The organism is Chroococcidiopsis sp. [FACHB-1243] (assembly GCF_014696895.1).
Classification (GTDB): domain Bacteria; phylum Cyanobacteriota; class Cyanobacteriia; order Cyanobacteriales; family Chroococcidiopsidaceae; genus Chroococcidiopsis.
Window position 1 is genome coordinate 34,937 of record NZ_JACJQX010000025.1, and the last position, 24,673, is coordinate 59,609.

Sequence of the window (24,673 nt, forward strand, 5' to 3'; positions counted from 1 at the left end):
AAATATATTCTATCGACTGCAAATAAAATGAGTTACGCATTGTGTTTTAATAGCAAAGTAAATATGTTTCTATGTTGCCCTTTATACAATACTGATTATGGTTCTGCATATGTTGGTAATGCTTTAGAATTACTTGACTGCCTCGAATCCAATTCTATCGATTTAGTTATTACTTCTCCACCTTTTGCCCTACAACGTGAAAAGAGTTATGGTAATGTCGAGCAAGAGGCTTATGTAAATTGGTTATTTAATTTTTGTGAAAAAGTCTATCGAGTCTTGGCACCACACGGTAGTTTTGTCCTCGATTTAGGAGGAGCATATCAAAGTAAACGTCCCGTGCGATCGCTCTATAATTACCGCATTTTAATTAAACTTTGCGACGAGCTAGATTTCCGTCTTGCTGAGGAGTTTTTTTGGTATAATCCCTCAAAATTACCATCTCCGATTGAGTGGGTCAATAAACGCAAGATCCGCACTAAGGATGCTGTCAATACTATTTGGTGGTTATCAAAAACTGATAATCCCAAAGCTAATGTGAGTAATGTACTTGTGCCTTACTCAGAGCGCATGAAAAAATTACTCCAGAATCCAGAAAAATTTTATCAACCAAAAGAACGTCCATCAGGACACGATATCGGTAAAGCTTTTGCTAACAATAATGGAGGAGCAATCCCTTCTAATTTATTACAAATACCTAATACTGAAAGTGGCTCTCGTTACATCCAATTATGTAAAGCAGCTAAGATTGGCGCACATCCAGCACGTTTTCCGCAGAAACTTCCCCAGTTCTTTATTAATTTTTTGACAGAACCAGGTGATACAGTCCTCGATATCTTTGCAGGTTCTAATACTACAGGTGCAGCAGCCGAATCATTACAACGACATTGGATCGCGTTTGAACAAAACAGATCGTATCTCGCAACTTCTGCATTTCGATTTGTTGATGCTAATCTGAATCAATCACAAGCTAATACTCTATACACTCAGTTGATGTCAAGTTCGCAGACAGTAGCTTTGAAGTGATTCGATCCTCATCGCATAGTTGATTAAATATTGTTACTAATGTTTTCTCAACGCGATCGCATCTAAAAATAGATTTATTGCATCAAAATTAGAATTGTAAACCTTTGACTGGATATTTTGTTATTTCTGATAGATTCAACTCGGTCTATCTAAAATAGGTATTTATCAAATCGAGTTATTTCTACAAAAAAAATAAGTCGATCCGGCTAAACTTTAAATTTTAGTGCGATCGATCGCGTTCGTCAATATTACCGATGCGATCGCTAATCTTAGCGTGCCGACCTAAAACTCATTATTATAGTGAAGTTATATGACTTAATTCTATGAAAATAAAAGTTAAAATCTCTTATCTCTCGCTCTGCTATTTAGTAACGGGATTATTATTTTATCTAAATACAGTTGTCAAGGCGATCGCTATTTCACATACAAGCATCAAATCTTCTCCCCAGATAAATAAAATCAATTTATACAACATTCCCATATATGATGTTGAAGCTCTCATCCCTAGCAATCGTACAACTGTCGATTTAATGCAAATTGTACCACCAATTCGTTTGGTCGAACTGAGCCAGAAATTTAAAATAGCATTGCAAAAAAAATCCGATAGTGAATGGTTATCGAGCTTAATCAAAAATACCTCTGCCGGACAACCTCTACCTTACGATTCTCGGCTTGGTGTTTCTAAAACTGAGTATCAAGAATTTCTTAGCCTCTCTCACAAATTAATTATGAAGAAGACAGGAACGTCTATCTTACAAATCAAACGTGAGGGGAATAAATACGTATTTTTAGGTAATAATTCTTTGTCTAATTTAACCGGAATCACACTCGATCTTGACCGCAATCTTCTAGAAACTCCATATGGGACAACGGTAGAAATATTAGAAGTTGTAGCTGATGCAGAGCGACAACGCCTGACTGGTGCGTGGAGTGGATTCATGTGGAAATTAGAACAATTCGATCGCCATACTAACTCTAATATTAAAATCCAATTTAGTTTGGGTAGAATGACGCATAATGGACGAGGAATTTTGCATTACGACATCACTAGAATTAGCGATCGTGCTGTGGCAAAATCTACTCTTCTCATCCTTCAGTACGATTTAGTTTCATTCCGTTAATTCGATAGAGTTTGAGTTTTTCATACGTTATTTCATTTTCGATACTCATCGATTTACCTTGCCAATCTTTAACATATCTTTGTTTTTCTACCTGTAAAATTACTGAGTAAATGTGGATTTTATGAATTAGTTCAATAATTTCTAAAAGTGAGTCATACTAGTGTTGTTCATGCCAACTTTAGTGTGAGTCATTGAAAAAGTTATGCAGCTTTGTTTTGAAAACTATGTAGAATCAAAATCCAAATTTATCACGGATTATTTGAAAGTTTGTAGTATGCAAAACTAAGTTGAAATAACAATTTGAATTTGATTTAATTCGTTCGTTTTTAGATACATATATTAATTATAAAAAACCGGAGAAATTATGTATAAAAAATTATTATTATCGAGTGTCAGTATCATTACAGCATTATTGGCGATCGCAGCTCCACGCTCTCTAGCCGAACCGTCAAGTTATTCTATTTGGTCTGATTCTGCACCTTTAAATGCAGTTGTAGACAAAGATACTAAACCTGTAGAGCTAGGTCTAAAATTCCGTAGCGATGTAGATGGGGAAGTATCGGCAATTAGATTTTATCGAGCCGTAGCAAACGAAAGCGGTTACTTCGTTCATCTTTGGTCTAGTACTGGAGAATTACTCGGTACGGGCATGGCTTTTGAAGGACAGCAACCTGCTCCAGGTTGGCAAACCGTACAATTCTATCCACCCATACCAGTTAAGGCGAAACAAATATATATTGCTTCTTATTACGTCAACTCTGGGCGATATGTCGCCAGCGAAAAATTCTTCGAGCATGCTGGGGTAGACAATGGGTTTTTACATGCTCTGCGTAATGGTGAAGCTGGAAGTAACAGTACATACATTTACGGTTATGGCGGTGGTTTTCCAACTCAGTCATACAATAGCACTAACTACTGGATAGATGTTGTCTTCAAACCCAAAACAACGAGTATTTGGAATGATTCTGTCGCTCCATCTAACATCGCCACTTTTGATTCTAGAGCAATAGAGTTAGGTGTAAAGTTTAAAGCCACAAAAGAAGGCTTTGTGACTGGCATTCGATTCTACAAAGCCGCTACTAACACTGGTACGCACGTCGGCTCTTTATGGACTGCTGGAGGTCAGCTCATCGCACGCGGTACGTTTGCTTCCGAAACAACTTCTGGCTGGCAACAACTTAAATTCGACCAGCCAATTCGGATCTCGGCAGATACGATTTACGTAGCTTCCTATCACGCTCCAAAAGGTAACTACGCTTACACGCTGAATCACTTTGCCAGCCCTATGAGCAATTCTGGTTTGCAATTTCTTGATGGTAATAATGGCGTGTATAAATACGGTAGCTCCAGCTTCCCCAGCCAAACATATAAAAGTAGCAATTACTGGGTAGACGTTCTATACACTCCAATTGGAGATTAATTGGCAGCTCCTACTGCCTTAATCGCAGCTTCTAAGGCGATCGCTACGTGCGTCCAATGAGTACCCCCTTGACAAAAAATTACGTATGGCTCTCGTAAAGGACCATCAGCCGAAAATTCCGAAGTACTACCATCGATAAACGTCCCCCCAGCCATGACTAACTCGCTCTCATAACCAGGCATCTCGGCGGGTACGGGGTCGAGATAAGAACCGATAGGCGAATTTTGCTGAATTGCCCGACAAAAAGCCACTAATTTTTGCGGCGAACCCAATCGAACTGCTTGAATCGTGTCTCGACGCGGAACCAACGGGGCAGGATTCACCGGATATCCTAACTTGTCGAACACGTATGCAGTCAGGTGATTACCTTTCATTGCCTCTCCTACCATCTGCGGCGCGAGAAATAGCCCTTGAAACATCAGTCGATGCTGGTCGAATGTCGCCCCACCAGCACTACCAATTCCTGGGGCTGTGAGGCGACAGGTAGCCGCTTCTACCAACTCCTCTTTCCCCGCCACGTAGCCGCCAGCAGTAACGATCGTCCCGCCAGGATTTTTAATCAAAGACCCCGCCATCAAATCCGCACCGACAGCCGTAGGTTCTTTGTCTTCGATAAATTCGCCGTAGCAGTTATCCACAAAACAAACTGTATTCGGGTTTTGCTGTTTGACGATGTGGACGATCTTTTCAATCTCGGCAATGGAAAGGCTAGAACGCCAGGAATAACCACAAGAACGCTGGATCGAGACTAAACGGGTGCGATCGCTCACTGCTGTTTCTAACGCTTGCCAATCAATAGTTCCTGCTGCGGTTAGATCCAGTTGACGATAATTAATGCCAAACTCAATTAAGGAGCCTTGCCCGCTGCCCCTCAGCCCGATCGCTTCTTCCAGCGTATCGTAGGGCGCACCTGCAACCGCCAGCATCTCATCCCCTGGGCGCAATACACCGAACAAAGCACAGGCGATCGCGTGGGTTCCAGAAACAAACTGGACTCTTACTGCGGCTGCTTCTGCTTGCATCACCTCGGCAAACACCCGATCTAACGTCTGACGACCGAGATCGTCGTGACCATAGCCACTGACAGAAGCAAAATGATGCGCCCCCACCCGCTGGTGACAAAAAGCACTCAGCACTCGTTTAAGATTTTGCTTGACCTGAGCGTCAATTCCAGAAAAAATCGGAGATAGTTCCTGTTCTGCTAGTTGCAGCTGTTTGTAGCTGTTCATCGTCAAATTTATCGCTTTAGTTTAACTTATCAGTGGATCTTTGATTCTGGCGGATCGGGCACTAGTTTTTGAATTTAGGTTATCGCATGACGATTGCTACCCCAACCAAACCGACAATCAACTGGGTCAATACCCTATTTTTTATTGGTTTGCATTTTGGAGCTTTATTTGCTCTACTCCCTAGCAACTTCAGCTGGAAAGCAGTTGGTGTTGCCGTGTTTCTCTACTGGGTCACTGGCGGTTTGGGAGTTACTCTAGGATTTCACCGTCTTGTCACCCACCGCAGCTTTCAAACTCCGAAATGGCTGGAGTATTTCTTAGTATTTTGCGGAACACTCGCCTGTCAAGGAGGACCAATTGAATGGGTAGGGACGCACCGCGCCCATCATCTTTACTCCGATACCGACCCCGATCCTCACGACTCTAACAAAGGTTTTTGGTGGAGTCACATCGGCTGGTTAATTTATCGCAGACCGATTGAATTAGATCTTGCTCGTTTTACAAAAGATATTGCTGGCGATCCAGTTTATCAATTTCTAGAAAAAAATATGATTTTCATCCAGATCGCTCTGGGTGTAGTCCTGCTTTTACTCGGTGGCTGGTCGTTTGTTGTTTGGGGAATTTTCGTGCGAGTCGTGTTCGTCTACCACTGCACCTGGTTGGTAAACAGCGCCACGCACAAATTTGGCTATCGCAGCCATGAATCCGGCGATCGCTCGACTAACTGTTGGTGGGTAGCCCTGTTGGTGTTTGGCGAAGGCTGGCACAACAACCACCACGCTTTCCAATACTCTGCCCGACACGGCTTAGAGTGGTGGGAAATCGATCTCACCTGGATGACAATCTGCTTGCTACAAGCTCTTGGCTTGGCTAAAAATGTGAAGCTGGCTGGAAAGGCTGAAGGTTGACGTTAACAGTTAACGGTTAACTGTATAACTGTCAACTATCACAGGAGTTACGCAGTCGATCCCCCAACCCCCGCCAAATCGGGGGCTTTATTCCTCCCTTTTTAAGGGAGGCGCTTGAGGGAGCGCCGAGTTCTGAAACTTCAAGTGCGTAACTCCTGTATCAACTAAAATCTGCTATTTCCCTGCACGATATGCTTTACTGTCGTCAGGCTTTCGGGGCTGATCAGTCCTCGGCGGTGTCCTTTCTGATTTGACATCCCCAGAAATATTGACTCTCCTCGGGCAGGATTGCGGCAAAAACGCGGGGAGGCGTTGATATAAGTGGAGGCACTATTCACCCGCAAAGCAAAGTGACGGCTTTCTTGATAGGACTCGGTAACGATGCAGTCGGCATGACCGCTACTATAACGATTGATCCACGAAATGGCTGCTTCTAAGTTGTCTACTACCTTAAAAGCTACTGTTTTGTTTAAATATGATTGACTCCACTCAGAATCCTTTGCTAGTTGTAGCTGGGGAAATGCTTCGACTAATGCGGTATCTCCCTTAATTTGAAAACCTTTTTCTTGCAAGCTGTTCCACAGGGTAACGAGGGACGAGGGATTGGTGGTGCGGTGAATCAAGACTTTCTCGATCGCATTCACCGGATCGGGTTCGCTAGCATGACTGTCTAAGATCGTCCAGCGCATCATTTCGATGCTGCCAGATAGCGACCAGTAAAGGTAACAGTTCCCCATCGCCGATTTCAAAACTGGGGCGGTGGACTGTCGCACGACTTGCTGAACTAAGCTGGGGCGACCGTAGGGAATAACGAGGTTTATGTATTGGTCTTGGGTAATTAATTCCTGTGTTAAGCTCCCTTCCTCTGTCTCAATTCTTTCCAGACAACCGGAAGGCATTCCGCTTTCCTCTAAGGCAATTTGCAGAACCTTGGCAATAGCAGCATTAGAGTGACTGGCTTCACCCCCACCTTTGAGAATGAGGCTGTTACCAGTTTTGATACACAGTCCTGCGGCGATCGCCCCAAGTTCTGGAAACGCTTCGTAAACTAAGGCGATCGTTCCTAACGGCATCAACTGGCAATAAGTTTGAGAATCGGCAAGTTGGTAGTCAGCGTTTCTGATCCGTCGCAAAGGGTCTGACAGTTCGCCCAAGCGTTGCAAAATTTCTACCGCAGCTTGGAGGCGTTCGGGAGTCAACTTCAGCCAATCCACGATTAATTCTGGCACTGCCATTTCGCGACTAGCTTCCAAGTCCAAAGTGTTGGCTTCCAAAATGTCATCGAAAGATTGCTTGAGTGCTTCTGCCATTTTTTGCACGGCACGACTGCGGTCTGCCCCCTTACTAATTCCTAGTTTTAGGGAAGCTCCGTAGGCGCGACGAGCAGTAGCGACCAAGCCTGAGTGAGTATGAGATGTGTCACCTGTCATCGACTTAACGTCTGTAAATCAGCCAGACCATTAGTGCTGGCAGTACTGCTAGCAGTACTGCTACTAATGCCCATACTAGAATACTGGCATGGTGTGGCGATCGCAGTGCCAAAGGCAACCAAAAAATTAGCAGCCCAAACACTACTAATAGTGCGACTGGAAGATAGCTCTGTCCCAAACGTGGCTTAGCTACGCTCCAGCGATTGCCTAGCCAGCGCCATGCTCTCTTGTAGGGGTAGCTGGTGGATAATTGCTCTAATACATACCCGTTTTCTTCCACAACGAAGAGTTGCTGACAGCGATCGCAGCCGAATGCTTCTGTCAGCGTAATCGGAATTAATCGCCCGTGTCGGCGACAGGGACAAGGGTAATCTACACTCAGATCGATTTTTTGGGTCTTTTGAGGTTGCACGAGCCGCCGTAGAACCAAAATGTGGCTATCCTACGAGTTTACATAATACTTTCTAAGTCTAACCAAATAATTCTCAGCTTTCCATTACATTTTCCAAATGCCAAGTGATTTGCTCTCGACTCAGATTGCTTCTTGTTGCTTAACACAACGCGAGGTTAGTAGGTTTTCCCTCCTATCTGAGATTCTAGAACAGATAAAAGTCGCTTTGACTGTACTCAGAGCGATTATTTAATTAACTTATTCGTTCTAAAGCTTTACTATTTTTCAGTTGACTTTAAGCGGGTAACGCGATTCGAACGCGCGACATCAACCTTGGCAAGGTTGCGCTCTACCACTGAGCTATACCCGCAATTTACTGTGCATTTACTAATGTCTCAGATTTGGCTGAGTTTGTCAAGTTTTTTTTGCGAGGTTGTCAGTTATCAGCGAGTGGGGAGCAGGGAGCGCACGAGCAGGGAGCAGTTAATTCTCTACTTACGACTTACGACTTACGACTTCTCCCTTCTAACTTTCAGTACTAGGTATAAATACTATGCGGGGGGGGGGGTAGATTGTCGCAAGTGTTTTTTTGAGCTGTTTGAAAATAGCTCGATTTCCTGGCGCTGTCTTTCTACAGCTATCTTGACTTGCTGGACTTGCTTACCAATTTTGTCTATAGCCTCTAGCAGAGCAGTACCATCATCGTCATTACTTTTATATTTTGTATTATAAGTATTTTTAATGGCTTCACCTGCGAGTTGGTGAATTGACTTACCAGTTTCCCGTTCAATTCTGGTCAATAACTCTATATCTTCTGATTCTAGCTCAATACCAATTGTGTTGCCTCGCATTTGTGCTACCTAATTTAGTCTGGACTACAAACTGAAAAGTTATGTTTGATAGCGTACATTACTGGCTTACAGTTTGTCACTAAATTAATGCCAATATATGCGCTGGAGATCGGCTCAAAGCAAAGACTTCAACTGCCATGAACTTAACCTAATTTCAACTTATTGATATACCTCGATTGGAGGATTTTTACTAGACAAAAAAGGTAGCGCATATAACTAACGCTACCCACTATTTTTCAGAGTATTGAGTAGCATTTTTCACTTGCCACTCCTGCATTGTCACTCGCCACTTTCTGTAATTGGCGATCGCTCGTTAGCAACGGCACTTTTCAGCGATGCAGCGGGCAAGGATTGAGAATTATTGTTGTAGGGTTCTACAGTAATATCGGAATTTAGTTGCCGCATCAAGCTAGCCATCTCAATCGCGTTCATGGCGTAGTCCCAACCCTTGTTGCTCTTAATTCCGGCTCTTTCCAGAGCTTGCTGCATCGAGTCTACAGTCAGAATACCAAAAATGACTGGTACGCCAGTTTGAAATCCTGCCGCAGCAATGCCCTTAGCTACTTCTCCCGCAACATAATCGAAATGAGGAGTTTGACCGCGAATGACTGCTCCAAGACAGATCACGGCATCATAGCGATGAGATAATGCTAATTGTCGCGCCACAATTGGCACTTCAAAACTACCAGGGACGTAAGCATAATCGACTTGACTGCCGTGAGGATTCGGATCGATGCCATGACGTTTCAAGCAATCTTGACATCCTTCTAACAGCTTACCAATCACTAAATCGTTAAACCGACCGATGACGATCGCAAACCGTAAAGGTTCTGTCTGAGTAAAAGTTCCCTCGAAAACTGCCATTACTAAATCAGTTATCAGTTATCAGTTGTCAGCGTAGAGACATTACGTGTAAGTCTCTACAAAGTAGCGATCGCTTGCTTGTCAATCGCGACGATCGACAAGGGCGATCGCCTCAAGTTGCTTATACAACTAGAAAGTTCAAAACACCGATGACGATCACTAGACCGAACCAGGCGATCGAACCGATCCAAAGCAGCCTTTTTGATTCCACCCAATTTTGGGGAGTAGCGTAAGCCACGGGAACGCCAATTACCAAAGCAAAGGACAAGAATACCAAGGCAACTAAAGTCAATTGAAACAGAGCAGATAACATCAGTATGTCTCCCTACACAGCAACAAACCAGAATAGATCTAGATTAAGCTTAAAGCTTGCTAATTTTGCTTATAACCTATATGTAACCTATCAGAAATTGGCACAATATAGGGAGTCGGTGAAGAGAGCTGAGGGAGCTGAGGGGGCTGAGGGAGCTGAGGGAGCGTAAGGTTGCTGACGGAGCTGAGGAGAATAACAACCCATTACCTATTACCCATTACCAACTACCAACTACCAACTACCAATTTCCCACACCCTGCTCATCACGCACTACATGGATCTAATTCTTTGTCACACAACAGCAGATTTTGACGCTCTGGGCGCAGCCGTAGGCTTGTCGCGGCTGTGGGCTGGGGCAAAGATCGTGCTAACGGGTGGTAGCCATCCAGCGGTAAAGGATTTTTTGGCATTGCATCGGGACGAATATGCATTGATCGAGCGCCGTTCTGTGAATCCAAAACAAATTCGATCGCTGATTGTCGTCGATACACAACACCGCGATCGCTTGGGTGCGGCGGCGGAGTGGCTGGATCTGCCCCAAATCGAACAGATTGTTGTTTACGACCACCACTTAGAGATTGATAGCGATATTTCGGCTACGGCAACTCATATTGCTGATGTGGGAGCGACCACGACGCTAATTGTCGAAGAATTACAAGCTCAGCAGGTGGAAATTACGCCGTTTGAAGCAACTGTGATGGCGTTAGGCATCCACGTTGATACGGGTTCGCTTTCATTTGACCAAGCCAACCATCTCGATGCGTTGGCTCTAGCATGGTTGATGCAGCAAGGAACTAGCTTGCATGTCGTACGGGATTACATCGATCCTGGGTTTTCGCCGCAGTTACAAGCGTTGTTAACTGAGGCACTGGATAACTTCCACTGCGATCGCTTACGGGGATATACAGTCACTTGGGTCTTGCTAAAAACTCTAGGTTATGTATCTGGATTATCTAGCTTGGCAGCGCGACTAATGGAATTGACCGAAAGCGATGCCGTCCTACTGGGAGCAAGGTATGCTTTGGGAGACAGTGGCGAAGAAAGGCTAACAGTTATTGGGCGATCGCAAATTCCTGGCACAAATCTGAATGAATTGTTTCAGCCCCTCGGCGGTGGGGGACATTCTCAAGCTGCGTCTCTCTCGTTACGGGGTGTCGATGGACAGGCAACTTTACAACACTTGGTAGACCGACTCAAAACCACGATTCCCCATCCGCCGACAGCTAGGGAATTAATGTCATCCCCCGTCCGCACGATCCGCCCAGATACAACTATTGCCGAGGCACAGAGAATTTTGCTGCGTTACGGTCACTCTGGATTATCCGTGGTCGATCCTACGGGCAAGTTGGTAGGAATTATTTCCCGCCGCGATATTGATATTGCCTTGCACCACGGCTTCAGTCACGCCCCTGCCAAGGGGTATATGACGACAAATATCAAGACTATTACTCCAGATACAACCTTGCCAGAAATTCAAGCGTTGATGGTGACATACGATATCGGACGCTTGCCAGTGTTGCAAGACGGAGAATTGCGTGGCATTGTCACCCGTACCGACGTACTGCGGGAACTGCATCAGGAAGGAGCGAGGAGCGAGGAGCTAGGGGTGAGAGGGAATGCTGTTGGGATTATTCCACCTGCGGCATTCTTGAGATTGTTAAGCGATCGCCTTGCCGCACCTTTTTGGGAACTGCTGACTCAAGCCTCTGCTCAGGCAGAACAGCGAGGTTGGCACTTGTATTTAGTTGGGGGAGGAGTGCGTGATTTACTGTTGGCAAAACAGAACGGTGCAGCACCCCTGTATCTACAAGATATCGATCTAGTTGTAGATGGCTTTCATCGTGCTGCTGATGTAGGAGCGGGAGTGGAGTTAGCTCGCGCCCTTCAGCAACTTTACCCTGCTGCTCGTCTCGAAATTCATGGGGCATTTCAAACAGCAGCATTGTTGTGGCACAAAGACCCTATTTTCGGCTCTCTTTGGATTGATATTGCCACTGCACGCACGGAGTTTTATCCCTATCCTGCTGCCAATCCTGAAGTAGAAGCGAGTTCCATTCGCCAAGACTTATATCGACGCGACTTTACAATTAATTCCCTTGCCGTCCGTTTGACACCACCAAGAGCAGGGGAAATGTTAGATTTCTTTGGCGGATTGCTCGATTTACAGGCAAAGCAAATTCGGGTTTTACACCCCAACAGCTTTATTGAAGACCCAACTCGAATTTATCGTGCCGTCCGCTTTGCCGTTCGTTTAGAATTTGCGATCGAATCTCAGACGGAAAATTATATTCGCTATGCCGTTAATAGCGGTATCTACAAGCGTACCCAAGGCAATAATTCCAGAGCGCCTGCCTTACAAACGCGATTGAAAAACGAGCTGAAATACATTCTGCAAGCACCCTACTGGCAAGCAGCATTAAGTTTACTGGGAGATTTAGATGCTTTGCAATGCCTGCATGAAACTTTGAAACTGGATAAAACTCTTTGGCAGCAGTTGCGGTTTTTGGAGCGTTGTTTGAGACGATTTAATCGAGAAAGTCAAAAATCAAAAGTTAAAAGTCAAAATGTTCCTATCCCTCCTTGGCTGTTACGTCTAGAAGTTCTCATTGCATATCTTGCCCCAGAATACCGCGATCGCGTTGCCCAAAATTTACAATTACCCGATGACAGTATCAATCGTTTATGCCACTTGCAACAGGCACAAGAGCAAGTCTTGACGGTTTTGCCTTCCTGTCGGCTACCCAGTCAAGTATTTGACTTGTTGCGGCAATACGACCTACCGATGCTAATCTTAATTGCTCTACGCAGTTATCGCCCTGTGCGATCGCTTGTCTGGCAATACGTCACTCAGTGGGCTAACGTCCAACCACTATTAAGCGGTCACGACTTGAAACAATTGGAATACAAACCAGGACCTCAATATCGTCAAATTCTCGACGATCTACTTGCTGCCACCCTAGATGGAATTATCCGCGATCGCACGGAGGCTGAGAGTTATCTATTTGAGCATTATCCCCGTTAATTGGGAGACAAGGGAGAGAAGAGAGCTGAGGGGGACAAGGGGGACAAGGGGGACAAGGGGGACAACTACCAACTACCAATTACCACTGACAACTGAATAACTGACAACTGGTAACTGACTGACTGGTGCTGGTTGCATTTCGCCACGAAAGTCTAGTAGTTGTACGAGGAGGAGATAGGCGATCGCTAATAGGATTGAAATTGCCCCTGTGATAATAGCAACGATTTTCGAGCGGTTCATTAAAATTATTAAAAGTACATTTTTCTCTAATTTAGCAGTTTACTGCTAAAAAGCTGATTGCGAATTGCTAACCGTGCGATCGCTGTCGGCATTGGGCGATCGAGTAAGCCATAATAACTGTTGTCATTTTTTTGGAGCAAAGGTAGTTTGACGCGATGAAGACTGTTACTACTGATTCGCCTACTTTTGAATCTAATCCTTCCGAGCGTCCAGCAGTCATCCAAACTTCTCAATTGCGAAAAGTTTACCGTACTGGCTTTTGGATGAATCAGAAAATTCCCTCGCTCAAAGGTTGCTCTCTAACGGTATATCGGGGCGAAACTTTTGGTCTTTTGGGTCCCAATGGAGCGGGGAAAACAACGCTATTAAAGTTATTGTTAGGTATTCTGCGCCCCACGAGCGGACAAGGTTTATTATTAGGTCAACCTTTAGGCGATCGCCCGATCAAACAACGCATCGGCTATCTACCAGAAAATGCTTATTACTACGACTATCTAACTGGTTGGGAAGTTTTAGAAATGGCAGCGGGACTGTTCCAAATTCCCCGCAGCGTTCAACGTCAGCGCATTCCTCAACTGCTGGAATTAGTCGGACTACCATTAATTGCTGCCCGCAAAAAGCAACTACGCCAATATTCTAAGGGTATGGTGCAGCGGGTAGGAATGGCACAAGCTTTGATCAATGACCCCGAATTAGTGTTTTTAGACGAGCCGATGTCTGGTTTAGATCCGTTAGGACGTTACCAGATGCGACAGATTATTCTTTCTCTCAAAGCTCAAGGAAAGACACTCTTTTTCAACAGTCATATATTGTCTGAAGTCGAGCAAATTTGCGATCGCGTTGCCATCTTAACTCAAGGAAATTTAATTTGTAGCGGTTCCTTAGATGAATTATTGGGAACGACTGATGCTTATCATATCAAAGGCAAAGGTGGTGATGTAGCAATACTCCGCCAATGGTTAACTAATTTGCAAGTAGAAGCTGATGGGACTTGGAAAGGCGAACTTAGCGGTGAACCTTACGATTTTCTGGCAAAGTTACGTTCTCTCGGCGGGCAGATCGTTGGCATGAATTTGTCTCGTCCTTCTTTGGAAGAGTTTTTCTTGCAACAAATTTCTGCTACATCAGGGAGCAGGGAGTAGGGAACTGGGAGCAGGGTGTGATAAGTCACAAATTAGGGAGCGCACGAGCAGGGTGTAAGTGTTTGGCAGGCGATCGCGCTGGTAAACTAGCTTAACGTCACCGCAGTTTAACTATTCAATCTGTTACGCCTAATTAACCAGAACAGGAGTACTAACAGTAGTACAGCAATTAAAATTCTGGCAATGGGGGCAGTATACCAAACGACGACTTCATAACGCCTGCCAAGCAGGTATCCAGCGTAAGCTAAGGCAGTTTGCCAGATTGCCTCACCAGACATGACATGGAATAAGAATGGTAGCAATCTCATTCCACTAATACCTGCTGGTAGCGCAATTAACGTGCGGACGCTGGGGATGGGGCGACTAAAAAAGACAGTTTTCCCACCGTGGCGATCGAACCATTGTTTGGCTCGCTCTATTTCTCCAAAGGAGAGTTTTAACCACTTGCGGTTGCGCCTAGCAAATACTTTCAAGCGCCGTTCGCCCAAGTATTTACCTGCTAAGTACCAAGGTACGATTGATAGAGTACAACCCAAAACTCCAGCTAAAATCGCGTATGGTAAGCTGAGCTTGCCTTGTGCAGCTAAAAAGCCCGCGAAGGGTAAAACAATTTCTGGAGGAGTTGGAGCGATTAAGACTAGCAGGAAGATGCCCAGATATCCAAAAGAGTTAATAGCATCCGTCATTCCTTCAAGCATTCGATCGCTTCCTGCCAAGTATGGTGATAGCTACTGTTCTAACACCTAGCTGGAAGTCCCTTGACTAGAAGTCGCAATCATTGCTATTTCAATCTCATCTTCAGCAGGTTGTGTGACTTCAACATGTATCCCAGGACCAAAAAAACTTTCCATTTTGTCTTGTTTTTTTTGCCACTGTTCCAGTGTCACGAAGGGAGAATCAAATTCTAAAATCAACCCATAAGCACCATCGATTTGTGTTTCTCGCACGCCCTTAACAATCGGTCTTTCTTCATCTGTTGGCGCAAGTCCCAGCCGTTCCAACGCTGTATCTAAATGAGCTGACTGACCGTAACGATAGCGGGTAATATCCTGACGGACTTGATTTTGAGTTGCTGTAGCTTGCTGTTGGCGCAAAGCAACTACTTCAGGGGAAGTTGGTTGAGTGTATGGCACTGGCTTCAGTTCCGCTGCCGTCAACGCCAAACCTCCTAATAAAAGGGGAATGCCATAAAAAAAACCCACAAGGTTGAGTGTGGGATTATCAATAAAATAGGCAACGAATCCCACAATTGTAATTAAACCACCAACAACTAAACCTAGCTTTCCTAAAGATACTTGTCGCAACATACACGATCGCTTAACAACTTCTGCTTTATTATCAGTTATCAGCGACCAGTTATCAGTCAACCGTCAACCGTCAATCAACAACCAACTACCAACTACCAACAAATCATTTGTCACTTTTAGCAATAGCTGGTGTATTGCTTAATAATTCTACTGCTGCTAAATATTGTGGGTCTGCTGCGGTGGCGATTTGGTCGCGGCTGAGGCGATCGGTTGCTACGTTAAGATCTGGGACAATGCCCTGCTTGTGAATGTCTCGATGATTTGGGGTTTCGTATTTGGCAACGGTGACAGCCATACCCGAGCCATCCGATAGTTCAAACAAAGATTGAATTAAGCCTTTACCAAACGTCTTTTCGCCAACAATTTTCGCTCGTCCGTTGTCTTGCAGCGCTCCAGCGAGAATTTCACTGGCGCTAGCCGTACCGCGATCGACTAAGACGACTAGGGGGTCGTGAGTTAATGCCGAGCCAAAAGCTTCAAAATTTCCTTGGATGCCTTGGCGGTTAACCGTATAGACGATTGTGCCTTCGTCTAACCACAGACGGGCAATTTCAATTCCCGATTGCAATAAGCCTCCAGGATTATTGCGTAAATCCAAAATGTATGCATCAGCACCTTGTTTTTCTAAATTGGCGATCGCGTGGGCAACTTCTGCTGTGGCGTTGGCATTAAATTGAATCAGGCGTATGTAGCCGATCTCTGCTCCGCTAGGTGAGGTTTGGAGTTGGGCAACTACGGGATTGACAGCAATGCGATCGCGGGCTACTTGGATTTCTGTTGGCGAACCATCCCGTTCTACTATCAGCAGAACTTTACTGCCTGCCGGACCCCGCATTTTGGCTGCTGCTTCATCTAGAGTTAATTGGGTAGTCGGGATACCATCGATTTTGAGAATGCGATCGCGAGATTGAATACCTGCTTTTTCCGCTGGAGAACCAGCAATTGGTGCTACGACCTCTAACTGTCCTGTTTTGGAATTGAGGGCAATTTGCAGTCCTACACCTGTCAGTTCGCCAGAAGTATTAACTTGTAAACTACGATACTGTTCTGGTCGTAAAAAGCGAGTAAAAGGCTCGTTCAAACTTGCCAGCATTTTTTCGACTGTTGTATATGCTGACTCTGGGTTGTCAAGGGGTTGTTTGAGTGCTTGTTGCCGCACTGCCGACCAATTTTGATGGTTAAACGTATCGTCCAGATAGGCGCGATTGACAATTCGCCATGCTTCTACTACCACTCTCTGCTCTTCCGTGATGGCGGTTGCTGGCTGAGTCCAAATACTCAACGCTAGCAGAATTGGCATGACCAACAAAACTCCGATCTGGAAAATTCGCTTTGACATCATCAGTTATCAGTTACTCAGTTATCAGTGGAACTAGGGAACAGGGGACAGGGAGTAGGGAGCAAGTTAATTCTGACTTCCGACTTCCGACTTCTGACTTCCGACTTCTTCCAACTGTCCTCTCGACTATGTTACTTTTTTTATAGAATCTGATGCAGTCTGGACGAGCAAATTGTTCGCGATCGCAATTAAGATCGAAATGACTGGATTTCTAGCCACTAGAAAACCTTGAATAGACGATCCCTGCAAAGACAATCGGGAATTTGAACAGACGCAATCCATTTTTAGGAACTTTTGGTTGATGTTTAGTAAACAGGTAACTGATTCAAAAGCATACAACTGGTTTGAGGAGCGCTTGGAGATCCAGGCTCTTGCTGAAGATGTAACCAGTAAGTACGTCCCCCCACACGTCAATATTTTTTACTGTCTCGGTGGTATCACCCTGGTTTGCTTTTTAATCCAGTTTGCGACTGGATTCGCCATGACTTTTTATTACAAGCCAACTGTAACTGAAGCTTATGCTTCCGTACAGTACCTCATGACGGATGTAAACTTCGGCTGGTTGATCCGCTCCATCCACCGCTGGTCAGCCAGCATGATGGTGCTGATGATGATCTTGCATACATTCAGAGTTTACTTAACTGGCGGTTTCAAAAAGCCCCGCGAACTGACATGGGTAACAGGCGTAATTTTGGCAGTAATTACCGTTTCCTTTGGTGTAACGGGTTACTCCTTACCTTGGGATCAGGTCGGCTATTGGGCGGTAAAAATCGTTAGTGGTGTACCAGAAGCGATTCCAGTCGTCGGTACTCTCATTGCTGACTTGTTGCGCGGCGGTTCGAGTGTAGGTCAAGCAACGCTAACTCGCTACTACAGCGCTCATACCTTTGTCTTACCTTGGGCGATCGCTGTCTTCATGCTGCTGCATTTCCTAATGATCCGCAAGCAAGGTATTTCTGGTCCGTTGTAATTTGATGTTCGTCAACTGTCATTTGTCATTTGAATCAAACTGCTGACAAATGACAGTTGACCAATGACCAATGACAAAAAAGGAGAACAACTTTAAAGATGGGAACACTAAAAAAACCAGACCTGAGCGACCCTCAATTACGTGCCAAGCTGGCTAAGGGCATGGGTCATAATTATTATGGCGAACCTGCTTGGCCTAACGACTTGCTCTATATTTTCCCTGTGGTAATTTTGGGAACGGGTGCTTGTATAGTCGCTTTGTCCGTACTAGACCCAGCAATGGTAGGCGAACCAGCAAATCCTTTCGCTACGCCTCTGGAAATTTTACCTGAGTGGTATTTATACCCAGTATTTCAAATTCTGCGGTCAGTTCCCAATAAATTATTGGGAGTCGTGCTGATGGCTTCCGTACCACTGGGGTTAATTCTGGTTCCATTTATTGAGAATGTCAATAAGTTCCAAAATCCCTTCCGCCGTCCAGTCGCAACAACTGTGTTTTTAGTTGGAACTTTAGTTACCTTGTGGCTCGGTATTGGTGCTGCTTTCCCGATTGACAAATCTTTTACTTTCGGTCTGTTCTAGTCGTTCAGTTCTGCACTTAATCAAGTGTATTAAGTATGGATTTGTCTTGACACCTGTGGGTTTCTCAAAAAGCGTATCCACTGAATGAGAAACGCCAACAGGTGTCAATTTTAATTACAGAGACTTGATAGTAGTCGCGATTACAGAATAAAAAAAGAATAAGTAAACATTTATTGAGTTGACAAGCAATTAACATCGGATCGCGGTCAAGCCGTGGCATGTTGGAGCAAAATCATCTGAGGGTGTGTAGCGATTTAAAATTACTGAACCAGGTACAAGACTGGTTTGAAGATTTTTGTCTTCAACATAGCGGTCAAATACCTTGGTCTGAGGGTCAACTATATCGCTTAAATTTAGCTTTAGCAGAAGGATTTACGAATGCGGTCAGACACGCCCATCAAGCCCTACCGCGAGAAACGGCAATAGATATCGATCTGTTATTATGGAGCGATCGCATTGAGATTAGAATTTGGGATCGGGGTCAGCCTTTTAACCCCGATGCAATTGCCGAACCTAAACCAGGAACCTTACAAGAAGGAGGCTATGGCTGGTTTCTATTGCGACGCTTAGCAGATCGAGTCGTATACGAACGGGCTGCTGACGGCAGAAATTGCTTACTAATTGTAAAAAGCGATAAAAACCGCCAAGAAGTTAAGACATAAATCGCGCAGGGTAATTGGTATTGTGTAATTAATGACAAATTTTTTACAATTCTCCTACTTCCCTGTACGGGCGGGTTTAACCGTAGAATTGTTTGCTCTTCGATAGGTATGCTGAAAACCCGCCCCTAAAACTCCCGACCCCTAGCTATCCTAGAGGCAGAGCAGCTTAATAGAAAGAACATGAGCCTCAAGTCTTTTCAACTTAGTTTTTCCCGCCTCTCCGGTTGGCTCACCCTATTCCTCTTCATCTGGTTATTGGGTGCGGTAGGTCTTGGCTGGTTGGTCAACTCATTTCTAATTTTAATGGGACTGCTGTTGTTGGCTCCTGCGATCGCATTCGTCTGGTTTCGCTGGTGGCTGCAACGCAACCTCGTTCAGTCTGAATGTCCGGTGTGTAGCTACGAACTAGCAGCACTCAATCGTACCCAACTTCAGTGTCCTAGTTGTGGCGAACTCTTGAAAGTAGAGCAAGGCAAGTTGAGTCGCTTAACACCTCCAGGGACGATTGACGTACAAGCTGTGGAAGTCGCAGCTAGCTCGGAAGAGTGATAATTTAGTTGTCAGTGTAGAGACGTTACATGTAACGTCTCTACAAAGTTATCAGTTGTCATTGGTCGTGAGTGCAGTGTTAACCAATGACAAATGACGAACGACCAACGATCGATCTATTCACCTTTTTTCTGAGAGATTGAAAGGGTATAGGGATATTGTCCTTGAGTGCGATCGCCAACGTATAGCGAGTATTTTCCTGCTTCCCAGTAACCTGAGATTTCGGGAGCTTCTCCTGCTGCTGTATCCGCCAGTACGCAAAAACGCCGTTTTCCTGGTCCTTCAATCAGTAGTGTAGGTTCTCCTTCGCTCTGTACTTGTAGCTTGAGATATGGTAAAGGTTCTGGTACTTGTAGCACCTGACTGGGAGTCGTACTGATGTTACCGCAATCGCTGTTTTTTTCTCCTCCAGATCTACCTTTAACAACTAGGGGGTCTGCTTCTAATTGGGGGGGAACTTTTACTACTGCTTCCTGAGCGAAAGTTGTAGCTGCGATCGCACAACTCATAATTAAAACGGAAGGTAGTATATTCCACTTTATGAACTTGTACATAGTAGCTTGCTTTGTCATTTTATTTATCCATTACGGACTTTAAATTACTAGGTTTAAACTACCTGAAATGCAGGTCATTTATTTGCTTTTCGAGAATCAAATGCTTGAATCTACTGCAACTATCACAAGGCTGAATCTGTTACTACCTCATAACCTCCGCCGCTAAATCTGCATCTTCCGATAGAGTTGTAGCTGTAATTTGCAATTAATTTACAGTGACGGTTAGACTGCTATTGAATCTAATTATAACAATTGAATTTTCTCAAAAACTTGCGTAATTTCTCCATTTTTTGGGCGGAAAACCATTCATAACAAACATATATAGTTGTTTGTCAAGTTTTCCTATCCAAGTCAGTGTGTAGTTGTGCTTTGCATTAGCTACAATCGCCCTAATAACAGTGAGCAGGGAGCAGGGAGTAGGGAGTAGGGGAGCTGAGGGAGAAACTGCCTCTTGCAAGAGCGCCTTTTGCCTCTCTCCTCTTCTGACGCACCACTCACCACGCACCACTCACTACTTTCTAATCGATTCGGTAAAAGCATATGAATCCTCAATCAGATCGAGATTTGCAACAACGCTTAGAACAACTAGAAAGAGAAGCGAATTCTGCATCTGCGGAGGTGACAAGACCGCAGCCTGCAACACCTCAAATAATACAAGAGACAAAAATCGCTGCTAGCGAGCCATCGCCTTTGGGACAGTTTTTCAACTGGTTTCGTAATCTATCGAGTGTCAGCAAGCTTATAGTCATAAGTGTTGGAGCTGTATTTGGAATTGCAATTCTCAGAGCGGTGCTAAACCTAGTAGCAGCGGTCATCAGCTTAGGAGTGCTGGCATTGGTGTTGTATGTGGGATATCGGTTTTTTGTCAGTCGAGCTGAAACAAATAACCGATAGCTTGATGCCCGCGATCGAGGAGTGAAAACAACGATAAGGGGAACTATTAAGATGGCGAATTCAAGTGTGAGGAGAAATGCCAATCGCGCTCGTCGTTCGGTGCAGGCGGAAAGCAAACCGCTACCATTAGCAACTAGACGCTTTGCGGCATGGGCAGTAGAAGTATCGCTGATTGCACTCAGCGGACTCATACCCTATAGCTTGGGAGAACAGGCAAAACTGGAGCCGTCGGGGGAGCAAGTTACCCCAAATCCAGTGGTAGTCCTAACTCAAAAAGCGATCGCCAGTACCCTAACTATATCCGCCGAGCCGAGCGATCGCCGTCTCGTCACACCCCTGACGAATATATTTTGGTCTGTCGCTGTCGTCACTCCTTTGTTAGTAGGGGGATGGCAACTGTATTTACTGGGAAAAACAGGCAGTACTCTACCCAAGCGCTGGTTGGGGGTACGGGTTGTTTCTGCTGCTGGCACGGTTCCAGGTCTATCTCGGATCGCGATCCGAGAAGCTTTGGGAATGTGGGGCTTACCACTCTCCGTAGCCTATATTATGTGGCGGGCGACGGCTTTTCCTCATTTGGGCATATTTTTCGGCTTGTCTTGTTTCTTCGTACTAGGTGAAGGCATGACTGCCCGTTTTCACCGTCAGCGTCGCTGTTGGCACGATTTAATTGCAGGCACTTACGTGGTAGATGCCAATCGCGCTATGACTATTTTGCCTGGGACTAGAGCGAAACAGTTAATAGGGAGCAGGGGGCAGGGAGCAGAGCGCAGAGCGCAGAGCGCAGGGACGAACTGGGAGCAGGGGGCAGGGAGTAGGGAGCAGGGAGCGGGGAGTAGGGGGCTTCATAATAGTCCTTCGCCTCGGTTACAGCCTCAGCCATCAGTTGGTAAATCTGTCACTACTAAACCAAAAGTGCGGCGTAGTTGGTGGCAGTTGATGCGCCAACATCCTAATGTGTTACTACTTTTAGCTTTTTTGTCCTGCATGGTGGCAGTATTAGGAACCTTGATTGGAATTCAAATCTACATTCAGGCGCAAAAATATCAGCGGCAGTTAGCAGAGAATAAAAGTACGCAGTTTCTCACTCTAATTCAACACCTAGATGCTAGTGGCACTACCCTGAGCGATCGCCAAAGGGCAATTTTAGCTTTGGGTACGATTGGCGATCCGCAGGTACTTCAGTTACTTGTCGATCTGCTCGGACAAGAGCAACGCCACGAGATTATCGGCACGGTACAGCAAGCTTTGGTTAGTTCTGGTTCCTCGGCTTTGCCATACTTACAGCGCTTGAATCAATCGATCGCGAATGAAATAGCTGCCGGACGTTATAACAGTAGCCCTACCGAATTAGCTCGACGGACGCAACATTTGCAAGCCACTCAACAGGCGATCGGCAAAATTTTGGCAGTTTATGGTGGTAGGTTACAGGGCATGGATTTGAGCCGCGTTAATCTCGCTCCTAGCACCAGTCAAGATCGGGCTTTTACCCTAGAGCTAGAACGAGTCAATTTTGCTGGCGTAGCATTCAAAGGCGCTAATCTGAACCGTGCTAGTTTACCAGCTAGTCAGTGGCGTGACGCTGGGGCAGATCGGCACTGGGATACTTTTGACGACGCGATCGCCAATTTGAACCATGCCCAGATGAAGGGCGCTAACCTAACTAAAGCTAATCTCAGCCGCGTACCGATGGAGCGGATCGAGCTGATGCAGGCAAATCTCAACCAAGCCAATTTATCTGCGGCTAGTCTCGGTCATGCTAATCTCAGTAGCGCCCAACTCGTAGGGGCTAATTTACAAGCAGCAACTCTCGTAGATGCTAGCTTGACAGGAGCAAACTTGAGTACGGCAAATTTGTCTGATGTTAATTTACACGCCGCTCGTTTGAGCCGCGTCAGCGCTTTAAGCACGCGCTTGCAGTCAGCTAATTTGACCAAATCGAATTGGCAGGGGGCAGATTTATCGAGTGCGGATCTGAGTCACTCCAATCTCAGTCATGCTGACTTGAGCCTAGCGCGTCTCAGCAGCAGTAATTTAAATCATGCCCAAATGCAAAATCTCAACTTGCGTCAGGCAGATTTGCGAATGGCAGATTTGCGCGGAGCAAATTTAGCAGGAGCTGACTTTCGGGGGACGATCCTGTTTAGTCCTCAACCTCCGGCATCAGGCGATCGCTTCATTGCCACGCCACCAGAATATACTCAAGCAGCATTAGTGCAGGGTGTAAATTTTAGCCAGGTGAAAAATTTAGATGCCCAGCAGATTGCTTATATTTGCGTTTACGGAGGATATCATCCACGTTGTCCTTAACGTTTTATTCTTCTGCAACAAAGCGAACTTTTGCAGCCTGACCGACTAACAAGTTTTCTTGTGGGTTTTGAAATTGTACCTCGACTATATGAGTCCGATCTTGCTCTGGAATCGGACTAATTGTCACGACTGTTGCCTCAATCTGCTGAGCAGAAGCTGCTTTGCCTAGTTGTACGACTGCTCTTTGACCTAAACGTAATGTATTAATTAAACTAGTACTAACAGAAACTCGTACTTTTAAAGATTTTAGTTGCGCTAATTCTACTAAATCTCTACCTGCGTAGATGCGATCGCCCACAACTACGGGTAAATTGACAACAACGCCTGCTGCTTTAGCCGTGACTGGAAACGATCCTGTGAGATCTGATTCTTTCGGTAACAAAGAGCGCTGCTGGTGAAGCAGATTTAGCCTCTGAGTTGCTTGACGAGACTGCGAACGAGCAAGTTGTATTTGTCCTTCGATCGCAGCAAGTTGTTGTTGGTGTTCGAGTAGCGTTAGTTGTTTGCGAAGTTGCCACTGTCGGCGTTGTTGTTGCTCGATTTCTTGTAAGATTGCGCCTGTTTCTGCTTTAACTAAATTTGTTTTAGCAGTAGCTAACTTAGCTTGCGATCGCTCGACTTCACTTGAAGAAACTGCCCCCTGACTAGCTAATTTTTTGAGGCGATCGTGCTGCATTGCTGCTCTTAGGTATATGCCTTTAGCTTTTTGAACGATATCTTGCTGTTGTTGCCATAATTGTAAAGTTAATTCAGCCTTACTCAAACGTGATTCTGTATCAAACAGTTGTTCGATCGCTCCGATTTTGCGATTAACAATTGCTGTTTTTAGCTGGAGTTGCACTGTTTTTTGAGCGGCATTTTCGTGTTTTTGTTGAGCTTTTTCAAGTTCTAAATTACTCTGAAATTGTTCTTTTTTTAACCGATCGAGTTTTTGCCAACTCGCTAAGTTTTCTAATTTTAATATCGGTTGACCAGGCTGAATGCGATCGCCAATATCGACATAGATTTCTTTTACAACTGCTGCTGTGCTAGTAGAAATCTTCATTCTTTTGGCTGGATAAACTGTACCAGTAAACTCTAATTTTCCCACCGGAATATCTTGTTTGACAACACTTGATGATGCGAATGAAGGTTGGTTATTTTGGCAAGTAAGATAAATGACTGTAGTTAAGCCAAATGCATAAATTGATAGTAATAATGATTCCCGCAAGCCGATATCTTTAAACCAGTTAAAAATGAGGCGATCGCTATTATCCTGACTAGAATTTTGTTGGTATTGATTTAAAGGGTTTTTTCCAAATAAAAGCATTGTCTGACGATAACCTGTAACGTTAATTATTTATCTCTAATATTTGACTGCAATAAAAACTGATTTATTACATAGTTTTAATATAGATAAGCAAGTTTTATTGTGAGTGGGCAATGCCCACCCTACACTCTCTTTCAAAATGTGAAAGCTAGACCATTCTTAGCCCCCCAATTTATCGGGGGGTTGGGGGGATCTTTTATGGCACAGTTTTAGTGAAGTTGTAAATCAATTTGTGTAAACTTAA

Annotated in this window: 24 protein-coding genes and 1 tRNA gene; 12 read left to right on the plus strand and 13 right to left on the minus strand. The window is 44.8% G+C overall.

The window, feature by feature from the left end; all coding sequences use genetic code 11:
* The first annotated feature begins 63 nt into the window (after positions 1-63).
* From H6G17_RS18995 to H6G17_RS19005, 3 genes are all read left to right on the plus strand, one after another.
* Positions 64-1,023: a site-specific DNA-methyltransferase gene (locus tag H6G17_RS18995; protein WP_192159771.1), complete on the plus strand. Its 960-nt coding sequence runs from the start codon at positions 64-66 to the stop codon at positions 1,021-1,023.
* A gap of 323 nt (positions 1,024-1,346) precedes the next feature.
* Positions 1,347-2,144, plus strand: a complete 798-nt coding sequence (locus H6G17_RS19000) for a hypothetical protein (protein ID WP_192159774.1) — start codon at positions 1,347-1,349, stop codon at positions 2,142-2,144.
* A 364-nt stretch (positions 2,145-2,508) separates the two neighbouring features.
* Positions 2,509-3,564 (plus strand): DUF4082 domain-containing protein, encoded by a 1,056-nt coding sequence (locus H6G17_RS19005; protein ID WP_192159776.1) that lies wholly within the window; start codon positions 2,509-2,511, stop codon positions 3,562-3,564.
* On the opposite strand, the gene H6G17_RS19010 is transcribed toward H6G17_RS19005, so the two are convergent.
* Positions 3,561-4,793, minus strand: coding sequence for a methionine gamma-lyase family protein (locus tag H6G17_RS19010; protein ID WP_192159778.1), 1,233 nt, complete (start codon positions 4,791-4,793; stop codon positions 3,561-3,563). The genes H6G17_RS19005 and H6G17_RS19010 overlap by 4 nt on opposite strands.
* Positions 4,794-4,879: 86 nt before the next feature.
* On the opposite strand from H6G17_RS19010, the gene H6G17_RS19015 reads away from it, so the two are divergent.
* Positions 4,880-5,701: an acyl-CoA desaturase gene (locus H6G17_RS19015; RefSeq protein WP_192159880.1), complete on the plus strand. Its 822-nt coding sequence runs from the start codon at positions 4,880-4,882 to the stop codon at positions 5,699-5,701.
* A 164-nt stretch (positions 5,702-5,865) separates the two neighbouring features.
* Here the strand turns inward: H6G17_RS19015 and H6G17_RS19020 are convergent, their stop codons facing one another.
* The 6 genes from H6G17_RS19020 to psbZ form a co-directional block, all read right to left on the minus strand.
* Positions 5,866-7,131, minus strand: coding sequence for a glutamate-5-semialdehyde dehydrogenase (locus tag H6G17_RS19020; protein ID WP_192159780.1), 1,266 nt, complete (start codon positions 7,129-7,131; stop codon positions 5,866-5,868).
* 4 nt (positions 7,132-7,135) lie between these two features.
* Positions 7,136-7,543, minus strand: coding sequence for a hypothetical protein (locus H6G17_RS19025; RefSeq protein ID WP_015156083.1), 408 nt, complete (start codon positions 7,541-7,543; stop codon positions 7,136-7,138).
* Between the two features lie 277 nt (positions 7,544-7,820).
* A tRNA-Gly gene (locus tag H6G17_RS19030) sits at positions 7,821-7,892 on the minus strand.
* Positions 7,893-8,073: 181 nt separating this feature from the next.
* The gene (locus H6G17_RS19035) at positions 8,074-8,373 is read right to left on the minus strand and encodes a hypothetical protein (RefSeq protein WP_192159782.1); all 300 of its coding nucleotides are present in this window, start codon (positions 8,371-8,373) and stop codon (positions 8,074-8,076) included.
* Positions 8,374-8,652: 279 nt separating this feature from the next.
* Positions 8,653-9,237, minus strand: a complete 585-nt coding sequence (gene ribH, locus H6G17_RS19040) for a 6,7-dimethyl-8-ribityllumazine synthase (RefSeq protein ID WP_192159784.1) — start codon at positions 9,235-9,237, stop codon at positions 8,653-8,655.
* 121 nt (positions 9,238-9,358) lie between these two features.
* The gene (gene psbZ / locus H6G17_RS19045; protein WP_039716389.1) at positions 9,359-9,550 is read right to left on the minus strand and encodes a photosystem II reaction center protein PsbZ; all 192 of its coding nucleotides are present in this window, start codon (positions 9,548-9,550) and stop codon (positions 9,359-9,361) included.
* A 274-nt stretch (positions 9,551-9,824) separates the two neighbouring features.
* Between psbZ and H6G17_RS19050 the strand changes: the two genes are divergently transcribed.
* Positions 9,825-12,572, plus strand: a complete 2,748-nt coding sequence (locus tag H6G17_RS19050; protein ID WP_192159794.1) for a CBS domain-containing protein — start codon at positions 9,825-9,827, stop codon at positions 12,570-12,572.
* Positions 12,573-12,644: 72 nt separating this feature from the next.
* Here H6G17_RS19050 and H6G17_RS19055 read toward each other — a convergent pair whose 3' ends face one another.
* The gene (locus H6G17_RS19055; protein ID WP_192159796.1) at positions 12,645-12,812 is read right to left on the minus strand and encodes a hypothetical protein; all 168 of its coding nucleotides are present in this window, start codon (positions 12,810-12,812) and stop codon (positions 12,645-12,647) included.
* A gap of 155 nt (positions 12,813-12,967) precedes the next feature.
* Here H6G17_RS19055 and H6G17_RS19060 point away from each other — a divergent pair, with 155 nt between their 5' ends.
* Positions 12,968-13,954, plus strand: coding sequence for an ABC transporter ATP-binding protein (locus H6G17_RS19060; protein ID WP_192159798.1), 987 nt, complete (start codon positions 12,968-12,970; stop codon positions 13,952-13,954).
* A 107-nt stretch (positions 13,955-14,061) separates the two neighbouring features.
* Here H6G17_RS19060 and H6G17_RS19065 read toward each other — a convergent pair whose 3' ends face one another.
* The 3 genes from H6G17_RS19065 to ctpA all read right to left on the minus strand — a co-directional run bounded on the left by H6G17_RS19065 (position 14,062) and on the right by ctpA (position 16,603).
* On the minus strand, positions 14,062-14,652 hold the full coding sequence (locus H6G17_RS19065; RefSeq protein ID WP_192159800.1) for a DedA family protein: 591 nt from the start codon (positions 14,650-14,652) through the stop codon (positions 14,062-14,064).
* A 45-nt stretch (positions 14,653-14,697) separates the two neighbouring features.
* The gene (locus H6G17_RS19070; protein WP_192159882.1) at positions 14,698-15,261 is read right to left on the minus strand and encodes a DUF2854 domain-containing protein; all 564 of its coding nucleotides are present in this window, start codon (positions 15,259-15,261) and stop codon (positions 14,698-14,700) included.
* A 103-nt stretch (positions 15,262-15,364) separates the two neighbouring features.
* Positions 15,365-16,603 carry a carboxyl-terminal processing protease CtpA gene (gene ctpA, locus H6G17_RS19075; protein ID WP_192159802.1) on the minus strand — a complete coding sequence of 413 codons (1,239 nt, stop codon included), beginning with the start codon at positions 16,601-16,603 and terminating at the stop codon, positions 15,365-15,367.
* 298 nt (positions 16,604-16,901) lie between these two features.
* Between ctpA and petB the strand changes: the two genes are divergently transcribed.
* The 4 genes from petB (at position 16,902) to H6G17_RS19095 (ending at position 19,362) form a co-directional block, all read left to right on the plus strand.
* Positions 16,902-17,570: a cytochrome b6 gene (gene petB, locus H6G17_RS19080; protein WP_015156072.1), complete on the plus strand. Its 669-nt coding sequence runs from the start codon at positions 16,902-16,904 to the stop codon at positions 17,568-17,570.
* Positions 17,571-17,668: 98 nt separating this feature from the next.
* Positions 17,669-18,151: a cytochrome b6-f complex subunit IV gene (petD, locus tag H6G17_RS19085; RefSeq protein WP_039716396.1), complete on the plus strand. Its 483-nt coding sequence runs from the start codon at positions 17,669-17,671 to the stop codon at positions 18,149-18,151.
* A gap of 218 nt (positions 18,152-18,369) precedes the next feature.
* Positions 18,370-18,813 (plus strand): anti-sigma regulatory factor, encoded by a 444-nt coding sequence (locus tag H6G17_RS19090; protein ID WP_015156070.1) that lies wholly within the window; start codon positions 18,370-18,372, stop codon positions 18,811-18,813.
* 180 nt (positions 18,814-18,993) lie between these two features.
* On the plus strand, positions 18,994-19,362 hold the full coding sequence (locus H6G17_RS19095) for a hypothetical protein (RefSeq protein WP_015156069.1): 369 nt from the start codon (positions 18,994-18,996) through the stop codon (positions 19,360-19,362).
* Between the two features lie 116 nt (positions 19,363-19,478).
* Here the strand turns inward: H6G17_RS19095 and H6G17_RS19100 are convergent, their stop codons facing one another.
* Positions 19,479-19,916 (minus strand): hypothetical protein, encoded by a 438-nt coding sequence (locus H6G17_RS19100; RefSeq protein WP_242038484.1) that lies wholly within the window; start codon positions 19,914-19,916, stop codon positions 19,479-19,481.
* A gap of 540 nt (positions 19,917-20,456) precedes the next feature.
* Here H6G17_RS19100 and H6G17_RS19105 point away from each other — a divergent pair.
* Both H6G17_RS19105 and H6G17_RS19110 read left to right on the plus strand, forming a co-directional pair.
* Entirely contained in the window at positions 20,457-20,810 is a 354-nt protein-coding gene (locus H6G17_RS19105) for a hypothetical protein (RefSeq protein ID WP_015156067.1), read from the plus strand.
* A 51-nt stretch (positions 20,811-20,861) separates the two neighbouring features.
* Entirely contained in the window at positions 20,862-23,120 is a 2,259-nt protein-coding gene (locus H6G17_RS19110) for a pentapeptide repeat-containing protein (protein ID WP_192159806.1), read from the plus strand.
* Between the two features lie 4 nt (positions 23,121-23,124).
* Here the strand turns inward: H6G17_RS19110 and H6G17_RS19115 are convergent, their stop codons facing one another.
* Positions 23,125-24,429: an efflux RND transporter periplasmic adaptor subunit gene (locus H6G17_RS19115; RefSeq protein ID WP_192159808.1), complete on the minus strand. Its 1,305-nt coding sequence runs from the start codon at positions 24,427-24,429 to the stop codon at positions 23,125-23,127.
* Positions 24,430-24,673: the final 244 nt, after the last annotated feature.

Excerpts from the sequence above, each read along its gene's own strand:
- H6G17_RS18995 (WP_192159771.1), top strand. The coding sequence starts at position 64 with ATGTTTCTATGTTGCCCTTTATACAATACTGATTATGGTTCTGCATAT.
- H6G17_RS19000 (WP_192159774.1), top strand. The coding sequence starts at position 1,347 with ATGAAAATAAAAGTTAAAATCTCTTATCTCTCGCTCTGCTATTTAGTA.
- H6G17_RS19005 (WP_192159776.1), top strand. The coding sequence starts at position 2,509 with ATGTATAAAAAATTATTATTATCGAGTGTCAGTATCATTACAGCATTA.
- H6G17_RS19010 (WP_192159778.1), bottom strand. The coding sequence starts at position 4,793 with ATGAACAGCTACAAACAGCTGCAACTAGCAGAACAGGAACTATCTCCG.
- H6G17_RS19015 (WP_192159880.1), top strand. The coding sequence starts at position 4,880 with ATGACGATTGCTACCCCAACCAAACCGACAATCAACTGGGTCAATACC.
- H6G17_RS19020 (WP_192159780.1), bottom strand. The coding sequence starts at position 7,131 with ATGACAGGTGACACATCTCATACTCACTCAGGCTTGGTCGCTACTGCT.
- H6G17_RS19035 (WP_192159782.1), bottom strand. The coding sequence starts at position 8,373 with ATGCGAGGCAACACAATTGGTATTGAGCTAGAATCAGAAGATATAGAG.
- ribH (WP_192159784.1), bottom strand. The coding sequence starts at position 9,237 with ATGGCAGTTTTCGAGGGAACTTTTACTCAGACAGAACCTTTACGGTTT.
- psbZ (WP_039716389.1), bottom strand. The coding sequence starts at position 9,550 with ATGTTATCTGCTCTGTTTCAATTGACTTTAGTTGCCTTGGTATTCTTG.
- H6G17_RS19050 (WP_192159794.1), top strand. The coding sequence starts at position 9,825 with ATGGATCTAATTCTTTGTCACACAACAGCAGATTTTGACGCTCTGGGC.
- H6G17_RS19055 (WP_192159796.1), bottom strand. The coding sequence starts at position 12,812 with ATGAACCGCTCGAAAATCGTTGCTATTATCACAGGGGCAATTTCAATC.
- H6G17_RS19060 (WP_192159798.1), top strand. The coding sequence starts at position 12,968 with ATGAAGACTGTTACTACTGATTCGCCTACTTTTGAATCTAATCCTTCC.
- H6G17_RS19065 (WP_192159800.1), bottom strand. The coding sequence starts at position 14,652 with ATGCTTGAAGGAATGACGGATGCTATTAACTCTTTTGGATATCTGGGC.
- H6G17_RS19070 (WP_192159882.1), bottom strand. The coding sequence starts at position 15,261 with ATGTTGCGACAAGTATCTTTAGGAAAGCTAGGTTTAGTTGTTGGTGGT.
- ctpA (WP_192159802.1), bottom strand. The coding sequence starts at position 16,603 with ATGATGTCAAAGCGAATTTTCCAGATCGGAGTTTTGTTGGTCATGCCA.
- petB (WP_015156072.1), top strand. The coding sequence starts at position 16,902 with ATGTTTAGTAAACAGGTAACTGATTCAAAAGCATACAACTGGTTTGAG.
- petD (WP_039716396.1), top strand. The coding sequence starts at position 17,669 with ATGGGAACACTAAAAAAACCAGACCTGAGCGACCCTCAATTACGTGCC.
- H6G17_RS19090 (WP_015156070.1), top strand. The coding sequence starts at position 18,370 with ATGTTGGAGCAAAATCATCTGAGGGTGTGTAGCGATTTAAAATTACTG.
- H6G17_RS19095 (WP_015156069.1), top strand. The coding sequence starts at position 18,994 with ATGAGCCTCAAGTCTTTTCAACTTAGTTTTTCCCGCCTCTCCGGTTGG.
- H6G17_RS19100 (WP_242038484.1), bottom strand. The coding sequence starts at position 19,916 with ATGTACAAGTTCATAAAGTGGAATATACTACCTTCCGTTTTAATTATG.
- H6G17_RS19105 (WP_015156067.1), top strand. The coding sequence starts at position 20,457 with ATGAATCCTCAATCAGATCGAGATTTGCAACAACGCTTAGAACAACTA.
- H6G17_RS19110 (WP_192159806.1), top strand. The coding sequence starts at position 20,862 with ATGGCGAATTCAAGTGTGAGGAGAAATGCCAATCGCGCTCGTCGTTCG.
- H6G17_RS19115 (WP_192159808.1), bottom strand. The coding sequence starts at position 24,429 with ATGCTTTTATTTGGAAAAAACCCTTTAAATCAATACCAACAAAATTCT.